Genomic DNA, 12,018 nt, shown 5'->3' on the forward strand with positions numbered 1-12,018 from the left:
TATGTCCCAGAAACCGAGTTCCCAGAATAGTCGCCGCCGTTTTTTGCGTGATGTTGCTCGCGCAGCGGGTGGACTGGCGGCTGTTGGTGTGGTACTGGGGCTTCAGCAACAAACCTCCCGAGCGAGCGGAGTGCATCTTCGCCCGCCGGGTGCCTTAGACGAAAGTGCTTTTGCAAGTGCCTGTGTGCGCTGTGGTCAATGTGTGCAAGCGTGTCCTTATGACATGTTGAAACTCGCCACATTGGCGTCTGGCATGGCAGCCGGTACACCGTATTTTATTGCTCGTGAAAACCCGTGCGAAATGTGTGAAGACATTCCTTGTGCCAAAGTGTGCCCAAGTGGTGCGTTGGATAAGGATATTGCCTCTATCAATGATGCTCGTATGGGGCTGGCAGTGTTACTCGACCAAGAGAACTGCTTGAACTTTCAAGGGTTACGATGTGATGTGTGTTACCGAGTTTGCCCTGTGATTGACGAAGCTATCACACTGGAACTTGAACAAAACCATCGAACCGGTAAACACGCGCGTTTCTTGCCGACTGTGAACAGTAATTACTGTACGGGGTGCGGTAAATGCGAACAAGCGTGTGTGCTTGAGGAGTCGGCAATTAAAGTATTGCCACGTTCGCTGGCAAAAGGGGAATTAGGTCACCATTACCGTTTTGGTTGGCTGGAGGGTAACAATGGCAAATCGTAAGCACGATGCCGGACGTGAGGCTCTGGCGAAAAAAGGGTGGTGGGGAAGCCATAAATGGCTGGTATTAAGACGTACCAGTCAGTTGTTAGTGTTAGCCATGTTTTTGAGTGGTCCATGGTTAGGCGTGTGGATCTTACATGGCAATTACAGTAGCAGCTTATTGCTGGATACCATCCCATTGACGGATCCGCTGATTACTCTTGAAAGCTTAGCAAGTGGTTACTTACCGGGGATCTCCGCGTTAATCGGTGCAGGAATTGTTTTCGGGGTGTATGCCCTGTTAGGAAAACGGGTTTTCTGTAGTTGGGTGTGCCCTGTGAATCCGGTCACGGATGCGGCGGCATGGCTACGTCGAAAATTCGAATTCAATCAATCCGCCACGATCCCACGTTACATCCGCTATGTTTTGCTGGGTGTCATTTTGTTGGGCTCGGCATTAACGGGAACGTTGCTCTGGGAATGGATTAACCCTGTTTCTCTGATGGGACGTAGTTTGATTTTTGGTTTTGGTAGCGGCGCTTTAGTTTTAATTGCACTGTTTTTATTCGATTTATTGGTCGTGGAACATGGTTGGTGTGGTCACTTATGCCCACTCGGCGCACTGTATGGTGTCGCGGGGTGTAAAGGGGCTTTAGTCGTGACTGCCCATAAAAAAGAGCAGTGTAACCGCTGTATGGATTGTTTCCACGTTTGTCCTGAGCCGCAAGTTTTGCGCGTTCCGGTTCTTGATAAACAAGCCCCAGCACAAATCATGGCGAAAGATTGCACGACGTGTGGTCGCTGTATTGATGTCTGTGCTGAGGACGTTTTTAAAATAACACTAAAATGGAGTTCGGGAGCTAAATCATGAAAAACCCTGTCCTGAAAAGAACTTTAAGCCGTTGGATAGCGGGTATGGCCGTTGTCGTGAGCAGTTTTGCATGGTCGGCGAATGGCGTCGATCTGGCTCAATCACCAGAAGTGTCAGGTACACCAGAAAGTGGCATTCATATTCCTAAAGAGCAGGAAAAAATGGCACTGAACTACGTTAACCAGCCACCGATGATCCCTCATAGTGTTGAAGGGTATCAAATTACCACGAATACAAACCGTTGTTTGCAGTGCCATGGTGTAGAAAATTATCGTACCACTGGTGCACCACGTATTAGCCCAACACACTTTATGGATGCGACCGGTAAAGTATTAGGTGAAGTGGCACCAAATCGTTATTTCTGCCTACAGTGTCATGTTCCTCAATCTGATACTGCGCCGATTATCGATAATACCTTTACCCCATCTAAAGGCTTCGGGAAATAAGGGGCGAATATGACTAATAAAAGTGATAAACCGGGGATCATTCGCCGAGTTTGGCAGTGGTGGTGGCGCCCAAGCCGTTTAGCGTTGGGTACGTTGTTGATTATCGGTTTTGTCGGCGGTGTTATTTTCTGGGGCGGTTTCAATACCGGAATGGAAAAAGCCAACACAGAAGAGTTCTGTATTAGCTGCCATGAAATGCGTGAAAACGTCTACGAAGAGTATATGGATACCATTCACTATACTAACCGTAGTGGGGTGAGAGCGACATGCCCAGATTGCCACGTACCTCATGAGTTTGTGCCAAAAATGGTGAGAAAAATCAAAGCCAGTAAAGAGCTCTACGGTAAGATTTTTGGCGTGATTGATACACCACAGAAATTTGAAGAACATCGTCTCGAAATGGCGCAGAATGAGTGGCGGCGGATGAAGGATAATAATTCCCAAGAGTGCCGTAACTGCCACAACTTCGACTATATGGATTTTACCGCTCAAAAAAGTGTCGCTGCAAAAATGCATGACCAAGCGTTAAAAGACGGAAAAACCTGTATTGATTGCCATAAAGGTATTGCGCATAAGTTACCAGATATGCGAGAAGTGGAACCTGGCTTCTAAGAAATAGGCTAGTTGGCTAATTGAGTCAGCTAGCCTAAGTTGTATTTGTGATAAATCAATAAAATTACGTGGTTTTTGTGTATTGTAGCTAATATTAATGCACAGCATTTTGTGAGATAAATCGGGGCTATTAACTATGTGGAAAAAGCTTCACCAATTAGCGATTCCAATGAACCTCTATAAAATATGTGGGCGACTCGCTCCCGTGTTCATTGTGTTAAGTGTGATCTTTCTGGCGGTGGGCTGGGTTTGGGGCTTTGGTTTTGCACCAACCGATAAAACACAGAGTGATAGCTACCGGATCATCTATATTCACGTCCCCGCGGCCATGTGGTCGATGGGGATTTATGCCACTATGGCTATCACGGCGTTCATCGGTCTTGTGTGGCAGATGAAAATTTCTGAGTTATCCATTGCCGCAATGGCACCCGTCGGCGCTGTATTCACCTTTATCGCGCTTGTCACCGGCGCCACATGGGGTAAACCGATGTGGGGAGCTTGGTGGGTATGGGATGCGCGCCTGACATCTGAATTGATCCTGTTATTCTTATATGTTGGGGTCATTGCCCTGTGGCACGCTTTTGATGACCGCCGTACAGCAGGAAAAGCGGCTGCCATTTTAGTGTTAATTGGGGTAATCAATTTGCCGATTATTCACTACTCAGTTGAGTGGTGGCAAACCCTGCATCAACCCTCAACACGTATGCAAGAAAGCATTAACCCAGCGATGCGTACACCATTACGTTTAGCTATTCTGGGGTATTTATTCCTGTTTATTTCGTTGACACTAATTCGTCTACGTAACCAATTGTTAATGTTAGAGCGTAACCGACCTTGGGTACTGGAACTGATGACTAAGCGAGGAAATCGCCATGAGAGGAAATCATAATGAATAGTGCTTTTGCCTCTTGGAATGACTTCATCGCCATGGGCGGATATGGATTTTATGTTTGGTTAGCGGTTGCGCTAACCCTTTTGCCATTAGCGGCACTGTGCATCCATACCTATATTCAACGAAAAATGATTTTTAGCGCGATTGTTCAGCAACAAGCGCGAGAAGCAAGACAAAAAGCCGCTAGAGCGCGCAGGGAGGGGATGTGAATATTCGTCGCCGTAATCGACTGTGGTTGGTTTCATCCATTATTTTAGGTGTTGGACTGACTTTTTCATTGGTGTTATACGCCTTAAGTTCCAGTATCGACCTGTTTTATACCCCCGGTGAAGTGATTTACGGGAAGCGAGAAACGCAAAAAGTGCCTGAAGTTGGGCAGCGTTTACGCGTGGGTGGCATGGTAATGCCGGGCTCAGTTGTACGTGACCCAGACTCGCTGAAAGTCACTTTTACCGTTTATGATGCGGAAGCTGAGATTGACGTCAGCTATGACGGTATTTTGCCTGACTTATTTAAAGAGGGGCAAGGCGTGGTGGTACAAGGGGAATTAGAACCGAATAACCATGTGATGGCGAAAGAAGTGTTAGCCAAACATGATGAAAACTACACACCGCCAGAAATTGAGCAAGCGATGCAAGAAAACCATAAACGTCCTGCTGCAATGTATAAGGACAATGCATCATGATCCCTGAGATTGGTAATATCCTGCTGTGTTTAGCATTAGGGGTATCGGTATTACTCTCTTTTTATCCACTATGGGGTGTGGCGCGTAATGATACCCGCCTGATGGCGGCATCTAGACCATTAGCCTGGCTGCTTTTTCTGTTTATCGCAGGGGCATTTTTAGTCTTAATTAATGCCTTTGTGGTGAATGATTTCTCTGTCACTTACGTGGCAAATAACTCCAACACGCAATTACCGATTTGGTATCGTGTGGCGGCAACATGGGGCGCCCATGAAGGGTCACTGTTGTTGTGGGTGCTGTTAATGAGCGGCTGGACATTTGCTGTGGCATTATTTAGTTACCGTATGCCGCTGGATATTGTGGCGCGCGTGCTGGCGGTAATGGGCATGGTGAGCGTCGGCTTTTTGCTGTTTATCATTTTTACCTCAAACCCATTCTCTCGCACCTTGCCCGCCTTCCCGATTGAAGGCCGTGACTTAAACCCACTGCTGCAAGATCCGGGGCTGATTTTCCACCCGCCATTACTGTACATGGGTTATGTGGGCTTCTCGGTGGCCTTCGCCTTCGCGATTGCCGCATTACTCAGTGGTCGCTTAGATAGCTCCTTTACCCGTTTTGCACGTCCTTGGACGTTGGCAGCATGGTTCTTCTTAACGCTGGGAATTATGTTAGGGTCGGCGTGGGCATACTACGAATTAGGCTGGGGTGGCTGGTGGTTCTGGGATCCGGTAGAAAACGCCTCGTTTATGCCGTGGTTAGTGGGAACTGCGTTGATTCACTCATTATCGGTCACTGAGCAGCGCGCTACCTTCAAAGCATGGTCGCTATTATTGTCGATATTTGCCTTCTCGTTGTGCTTATTGGGCACCTTCTTAGTCCGTTCAGGCGTCTTGGTTTCGGTGCACGCCTTTGCTTCTGACCCAGCTCGTGGGCTATTTATTCTTGCCTTTATGGTGTTGGTGATCGGTGGCTCGCTATTGGTGTTTGCGATACGCGGTCATAAAGTACGTTCTAAGGTCAATAACGCATTATGGTCTCGGGAGTCCCTGCTATTAGGGAATAACGTAATTCTGACAGCCGCCATGTTGGTGGTGTTGTTAGGTACATTGCTGCCACTTATTCATAAACAAATTGGTTTGGGAACGATTTCAATTGGTGAACCGTTCTTCAACACCATGTTTATTGCCTTGATGGTGCCGTTTGCGCTGTTACTGGGTATTGGGCCGCTCGTGCGTTGGGGACGTGACCGTCCTTCGGCTATCCGCAAATTGCTGCTGATGGCGTTAGTATTGACATTAACTCTCTCTTTCTTGCTGCCTTGGCTAATGCAAGACAGAGTCGAAGCACTGACGGTACTGGGGTTAATGATGGCGTGCTGGATTGTTATTTTGGCCTTCGCTGAAATGAAGGTGCGCATCAGTAAAAAAATCAAACTGACTTCAAGCTATTGGGGAATGGTGCTGGCACACCTTGGTTTAGCGGTGACTATCGTGGGGATCGCCTTTAGCCAGAATTACAGTATTGAACGTGATGTGAAAATGAAGCCGGATGATAGCATTGCTATTCGTGGATATACCTTTGTATTTAATGGGGTACATGAAGCGGATGGGCCGAATTATCAAGGGGTGATTGGTACTATCACCGTGAAAGAGAATGACAAGGTGCTCACCACGCTGCATCCAGAAAAACGTTTTTATAGCACCAGCCGTGCAGTGATGACCGAAGCTGCTATTGATGGGGGGATCACCCGTGATTTATACGCGGCGCTGGGTGAGGAGATCTCTCCGAATGTCTGGACACTGCGTTTGTACTATAAACCGTTTGTCCGCTGGATATGGGCGGGTGGCGTATTTATGGCAGTAGGCGCGTTATGTTGCCTGATTGACTCGCGTTATCGTCGTCGCAAGCTACAAGGGGAAGCTGTATGAATCGTAAAGTCTTTTTAATTCCTTTTGTTATCTTTGCGGCGATTGCTGCCGTGCTGTTATGGCAATTGGTACGCAATGCTGAAGGGGATGATCCACGCTTGCTAGAGTCCGCCTTGATTGGCAAGCCAGTACCTGTTTTCCGTTTGGAATCCTTGGAAAATCCGGGGCAGGAATATGACACCAAGGTATTGATCCAAGGGCAACCAATTTTATTGAATGTCTGGGCGACATGGTGCCCGACTTGCCGCGCTGAGCACCAATATTTGAATCAGTTAGCGTCCCAAGGGATCCGTGTGGTGGGGATGAACTATAAAGATGATCGCCAAAAAGCGATCGGTTGGCTGCGAGAATTGGGTAATCCATACGCATTAAGTTTATTCGACGGGCAAGGCATGCTGGGACTTGATCTCGGTGTGTATGGCGCGCCTGAAACCTTTTTAATTGATGGGCAAGGGATTATTCGTTATCGCCATGCCGGTGCGGTTGATGAACGCGTTTGGCAAAACGAGCTGAAGCCGCTGTGGGATCGTTATAGCAAGGAGGCAAATCAATGAAATATGTGATTGCCTTGATGATGTGGGCGCTCAGCGCAGGTGTAAGCTTGGCTTCCACGGAAGTTTTCACATTTGAAAATGAGCAGCAAGAGCAGCAATTTCGTAAATTGACGGAAGAGTTACGTTGCCCGAAATGCCAAAACAACAGTATTGCTGATTCCAACTCGATGATCGCTCTCGATTTGCGCCAGAAAGTGTATGAGCTGATGCAAGAGGGGAAAAGCCGCGATGAAATCGTCGATTATATGGTGGCGAGATATGGTTATTTCGTGACGTATAACCCGCCATTAACGCCGCTAACCGTGGTGTTATGGGGAATGCCATTTGTGGCTATCGCGGTTGGGGGATGGTTGATTTACGCCCGTTCTAAAAAACGTGTCAGAGCCAGCCAAGTCGCTCAAGAGGATGATGACGAGTCACTGCCAGAAGCGAGCCGTGCGAGTGCTTGGGTGTATATCCCCGGCATTGTGATAGCGCTGGGCGTTGCAGGTGCTGCGTATTATGAAGTGGGTAGCTACAGCAAAGTGAAAGATTGGAGTGTGGCTTACCAGCAAGCGCCAGCATTGTTAGATAGAGCGCTGAATGCCAATGAGCTTCCATTGAATAATGAAGAGATGGAGAACTTGGCTTTAGGGTTACGTACTCGCCTTCAAGAGGATCCGCAAAATATTGATGGCTGGGTGATGCTTGGTCGCATTGGGATGGTATTAGGGAACGCCACCATGGCAACCGATGCTTATGGGCGTGCTTACCGCTTATCCCCTGATGATGATGCGGTCGCATTAGGTTATGCGGAAGTATTAACCCGTTCGTCAGATCCAAGTGATAATCAAGAAGGTAATGAGCTACTTAAAAAGCTGATTGCTAAGAACCGAACTAATGTTAAAGCGCTCAGCATATTTGCCTTTAATGCGTTCGAGCAGGGGCGTTATCCTGAAGCCATTTCGGCTTGGCAGATGATGTTAAAGCTACTGCCTGAGAATGATCAGCGCCGAGAGATTATTGAGCGCAGTGTCGAGCAATCGCTGATGATGCTGCATGAGAAGAAAGAGGCACCAGAAGGTAAATAACGGTTTTCGGGGTGTCAGGCATTAATGTGACTGAATAAAGGGAGCTTCGGCTCCCTTTATTATTTCAAAGGTGTCATTGCAAGTTCTCACCTATGAATAACCTATTATGATTAACCAGTAAAATAAGAAACAAGATCCATTTCAATTAAGTATTTAATGCTTAACAATAATGTCAAAAAACAATAACAATAAGCCTCTTATTACGATACAATCTGCGCCCATCTATAGGCTATGAAACACCGGAAAACCGTTGCATTTACGTCACGCGATTCGACAATTTGCCGCTTACCTTGCCTTACTCGCTGTAGCGATGCTGTTCGTTGCGCCATTGATTTCAAAATCAATGTCACATATGAACGACTGCTCAATGGGGCATGGGGAAATGGCGGAGCATTCGATGCAGCAGCATCACGAAATGCCATTGTCTGAACATTGCGAAGATGGCGGTGCGATGAACCATATGCTGATGACGGGAGTCGGGCAATCACCGATGGAAGACATCGCGTGTGGTTACTGTCAACTACTTGTTCACTTCCCATTTTTGATTTTATTTGTTGCTGCGGTGATCCGCCAATTAGCAACTCTCGCTATCTTTGTTCCTTTCGAACGTTGTATTCAATTACGAATTTTCCGTCCTTGGTCATTACAGCTAGCTCGCGCACCACCCACATCCTATTGATTCTTATTTCTTTATTTAACGTAATTTAAAACTGTATTTTGTCTTCAATGGACAAAACCACTTCGTTTATCCTGAAATTGAGCTTCATTTTCAGGAGGCTAGGCTATTTTTAAAAAGAAGCCGAGTGGTTATTAATTCATTGAGCCAATAGCAGTAAGAAACAGATAAAAATAGGCTAAAAATGAACTCAATTAATTTTAAATTCGCACCTGTAACTGCGCTGGTGATTTCGGCTATCGCATCAACATCCGCTTTCGCTAAAGAAGAAAATCAAAGTTTAATTACCGATAGTTCGGTCATGATTGTCACGGCTCCTGTGGACTCGCCGTTAACTATTTCGACATCGCCGAAAACCCCAAGACAGCCAGTACCCGCGAGTGATGGCTCTGATTACTTGAAAACGATCCCCGGTTTCTCCCAAATCCGTAACGGTGGTACGAATGGTGACCCTGTTTTTCGTGGCATGTTTGGTTCCCGTCTTAAGATCATGACGAATGACAGTGAAATGTTGGGTGCGTGTCCTTCCCGTATGGATGCGCCGACGTCTTATATTTCGCCGGAAAACTTTGATTTGCTCACCATGGTGAAAGGGCCACAAACCGTATTATGGGGGCCTGGAAATTCAGCGGGTACTGTGCGTTTTGAGCGTGAAAAACCTGTCTTTACGGAGGGCGGTATTCAAGGGAATGCGAGTGCATTGACAGCATCAAATCAGCGTTGGGATGCGAATGCGGATGTGAGTTTAGGAAATGAGAAAGGTTATGTACGCCTGACTGGCAATAAATCTCGTTCTAATGACTATAAAGATGGTAACGGAGATAAAGTACCGTCTAAATGGGATAAATGGAATGCGGACGTTGCAGTAGGCTGGACGCCAGATGAATATACATTACTCGAGCTCTCCGCAGGGAAAGGTGATGGTGAAGCGCGATACGCAGGACGAGGAATGGATGGCTCTCAATTCAAGCGTGAAAGCTTAGGATTACGTTTCGAGAAAAGCAATATCGGTGAGGTATTCGATAAAATCGAAGGGAATGTTTATTACAACTACGCCGACCATATTATGGATAACTACTCATTACGTAGCCCAACGAGCACAATGGGATCAGGTGGCGGACATATGGGCGGCGGTCATGGCGGGCACGGCATGATGATGAATATGCCAATGAAAATGCGTGTTGACCGCGAGACGATGGGCGGCCGGGTCATGGGAACGTGGTTATGGAGTGATTATGAACTGCGCGCTGGGGCAGACATGCAGACCAATAAACACCGTAAAAACAGTAATAATAGCTGGAAAAAAGATGCCGAATTCCAAGATTATGGGGTATTCAGTGAGGTGACTTGGACGGCGAGTGAGCAAGGTAAAGTGATTGGCGGCGGGCGTTTAGACCGCGTATTAGTCGATAATTACACTGATGTAGGCTCTTCAGGCCGCAATACAGTTATGCCAGCGGGTTTCGTTCGCTATGAACATGCATTACCTGAAACGCCAGTGATGCTGTACGCCGGAGTGGGGTATACAGAAAGATTCCCAGATTATTGGGAGTTATTCTCGCCAAAAATGGGGCCGAACGGCAGTAAAAATGTTTTTGATAACGTGAAAACCGAGAAAACAACACAGTTAGATATTGGGGCGAAATACAGTGATGATAAGGCTAATGCATGGGTTTCTGCTTATGTCGGGCGCGTCGATGATTTTATTCTATTCCGCTATAGCCCAACTAACGCCAGAATGAGCCAAGTTGAAAACGTCAATGCGATGATTATGGGCGGTGAAATGGGCGTCGCTTATCAGCTGAGTGATGAATGGAAAGCGGATGCAAGCCTTGCATATTCGTGGGGGAAAAATAGAACTGATGGACGTGCACTGCCTCAAATGCCACCGTTGGAAAGCCGTTTAGGCTTAACGTGGGAGAAAGGTGATTGGATAACGACGGGGCTGGTACGCATGGTGAGTCGCCAAGATCGCGTAGCAATCAACGAAGGTAACGTTGTCGGAAAAGACTTCAGTGAGAGCGCGGGCTTTACGGTATTTTCGATGAATGCGGCATATCGCATCAATGAAAGTGTGAAACTGAGTGCGGGTGTCGATAACCTGTTTGATAAAACGTACAGCGAGCACTTGAACTTAGCAGGTAATAGCGGATTTGGTTATTCGTCCAATAGCCCTGTTAATGAGCCGGGTAGAACATTCTGGGGTAAATTGAACGTCACGTTCTAATCTATTTAGCACTGAATGAAGTTAACAACCCGTGTAAAAGCGGGTTGTTAGTTTTTAGGCAATCACAGGAACTATGCAATCACAGGAATATAGTAATTCAGTTCTTGGATGTAGGTATGAGGGTGGTTAGTAAAATCCTCATAAGTTGGCGTTGATTTTAAAACATAATGTTCAATATCAGCCCCTAAACCGCGAGCAATATCCATCTCGGCCAGGACTTTTCCATAAGCGGTATAAATGATGTCGTTATAGTCAGTGCCTTGTAAATTACCGATAAATTTAATTTGCAAATAATTACCAGCGGGAACCATCAGTTTTTTAGTAAATGGTGGCATGACGTCAAGATCGTTTTCATCAAATGCAGTGGAATAGAGGAAGCGGCCTTCTTCATCTGAGCTTGTATCGACTCCGTGAATAGCATACAAGTTCTTGGCAACAATCTTGTTTTTATCTAAAAAGTTTTTCCAATACTGGCGTCGTAACTCTTCAGTTTTTAAGTTCCACTCGTTAATGCCTTGTGTGTAGCGATGAGTCATTCCCACTAAGTGGATCTCTTTTAATTCGACTAATTCCACGTGAGCTTCGAGTTCTTTACTTTCACGAAGAGGAAGGCAGAATCCTTCAATATGCCAGCCTGAGCGTTTACGATATTCTGAAGGCGTTACACCAAACTGTTTCTTGAATGCACGACAAAAAGTTTGTTGTGAATCAAAGCGATAGCGTAGTGAAATGTCCATGATACTATCGCTCGTTAAGCGTAAAGCAACAGCAGAACAGGATAAACGACGAGCACGAATATAAGCACCTAACGCGAGACCTGTTTGGGTTTTAAATAATCGTTGAAAGTGCCATTTAGTGTATCCAGATTTATCAGCAACGGTATCAAGGGAGAGCCGCGACTCTAAATTTTGTTCTATCCAGAGAATGATTTCTCTGATAACACTTTCTTGTAGCATGGTTACCTTTCCAGTCACTTTTGCAACAGGCGTTATTTTAAGCGCCAAATCTGAGCATTAAAGTTAGATAAAACTCATCGTAATTGAACATAGGATAGCATGTCTACTGACAATTTTTTTATAAGCAATGTGAAGTTAGGTAAGTTTTAATCGGTTTTTTACACACTAAATGATGGTTAGTTAGCTTATTAAACAGAGATAACGTATTAGGAATACGCTGAATTTTTGATAGCCTACAACGCATTTTTTGTTAAATCAGTTGTTGTGCAAAGAAAATACTATTCATAAAAATAGAATAAAAGTGATTAACGAATGAATAGATTTAAAGCAAACATTCAATAGGTTACTCGATTCAGTTTGTGTGAGTATAATTCAATCATCATCCATTAATATTCATACTTTGTATGACAAAATGGATTATTTGG

General features: G+C 45.8%; 7 protein-coding genes and 6 pseudogenes. 12 read left to right on the forward strand and 1 reads right to left on the reverse strand.

What is annotated here, in order from left to right:
* Position 1 precedes the first annotated feature (1 nt).
* From napG to GKR74_RS03135, 12 genes and pseudogenes are all read left to right on the forward strand, one after another.
* A complete protein-coding gene (gene napG, locus GKR74_RS03080) occupies positions 2-697 on the forward strand; it encodes a ferredoxin-type protein NapG (RefSeq protein WP_036952102.1) in 696 nt (231 codons plus the stop codon).
* Positions 684-1,574 (forward strand): annotated as a pseudogene (gene napH / locus GKR74_RS03085) (quinol dehydrogenase ferredoxin subunit NapH). The gene napG and the pseudogene napH overlap by 14 nt, the downstream one beginning before the upstream one ends.
* Positions 1,544-1,993 carry a nitrate reductase cytochrome c-type subunit gene (gene napB, locus GKR74_RS03090; protein ID WP_036952098.1) on the forward strand — a complete coding sequence of 150 codons (450 nt, stop codon included), beginning with the start codon at positions 1,544-1,546 and terminating at the stop codon, positions 1,991-1,993. Before napH ends, napB begins: the two are co-directional and overlap by 31 nt.
* Positions 1,994-2,002: 9 nt before the next feature.
* Positions 2,003-2,605: a cytochrome c-type protein NapC gene (gene napC / locus GKR74_RS03095; RefSeq protein ID WP_154602484.1), complete on the forward strand. Its 603-nt coding sequence runs from the start codon at positions 2,003-2,005 to the stop codon at positions 2,603-2,605.
* Positions 2,606-2,741: 136 nt separating this feature from the next.
* A complete protein-coding gene (locus GKR74_RS03100; RefSeq protein WP_154602485.1) occupies positions 2,742-3,494 on the forward strand; it encodes a heme ABC transporter permease in 753 nt (250 codons plus the stop codon).
* A pseudogene (ccmD, locus tag GKR74_RS03105) lies at positions 3,494-3,754 on the forward strand (heme exporter protein CcmD). The gene GKR74_RS03100 and the pseudogene ccmD overlap by 1 nt, the downstream one beginning before the upstream one ends.
* Positions 3,703-4,215, forward strand: a pseudogene (ccmE, locus tag GKR74_RS03110) (cytochrome c maturation protein CcmE). The pseudogenes ccmD and ccmE overlap by 52 nt, the downstream one beginning before the upstream one ends.
* Positions 4,179-6,128: pseudogene (locus GKR74_RS03115) on the forward strand (heme lyase CcmF/NrfE family subunit). Before ccmE ends, GKR74_RS03115 begins: the two co-directional pseudogenes overlap by 37 nt.
* Positions 6,107-6,709: pseudogene (gene dsbE, locus GKR74_RS03120) on the forward strand (thiol:disulfide interchange protein DsbE). The pseudogenes GKR74_RS03115 and dsbE overlap by 22 nt, the downstream one beginning before the upstream one ends.
* Positions 6,661-7,734 (forward strand): cytochrome c-type biogenesis protein CcmH, encoded by a 1,074-nt coding sequence (locus tag GKR74_RS03125; RefSeq protein WP_154602488.1) that lies wholly within the window; start codon positions 6,661-6,663, stop codon positions 7,732-7,734. Before dsbE ends, GKR74_RS03125 begins: the two are co-directional and overlap by 49 nt.
* A 250-nt stretch (positions 7,735-7,984) precedes the next feature.
* Positions 7,985-8,437: pseudogene (locus tag GKR74_RS03130) on the forward strand (DUF2946 domain-containing protein).
* Between the two features lie 157 nt (positions 8,438-8,594).
* Positions 8,595-10,637 carry a TonB-dependent copper receptor gene (locus tag GKR74_RS03135; protein ID WP_154602490.1) on the forward strand — a complete coding sequence of 681 codons (2,043 nt, stop codon included), beginning with the start codon at positions 8,595-8,597 and terminating at the stop codon, positions 10,635-10,637.
* Between the two features lie 71 nt (positions 10,638-10,708).
* Here GKR74_RS03135 and GKR74_RS03140 read toward each other — a convergent pair whose 3' ends face one another.
* Positions 10,709-11,593: a helix-turn-helix domain-containing protein gene (locus GKR74_RS03140; protein WP_154602491.1), complete on the reverse strand. Its 885-nt coding sequence runs from the start codon at positions 11,591-11,593 to the stop codon at positions 10,709-10,711.
* Positions 11,594-12,018: the final 425 nt, after the last annotated feature.

Source organism: Providencia sp. wls1914, assembly GCF_009706645.1.
Lineage (GTDB): Bacteria > Pseudomonadota > Gammaproteobacteria > Enterobacterales > Enterobacteriaceae > Providencia > Providencia zhijiangensis.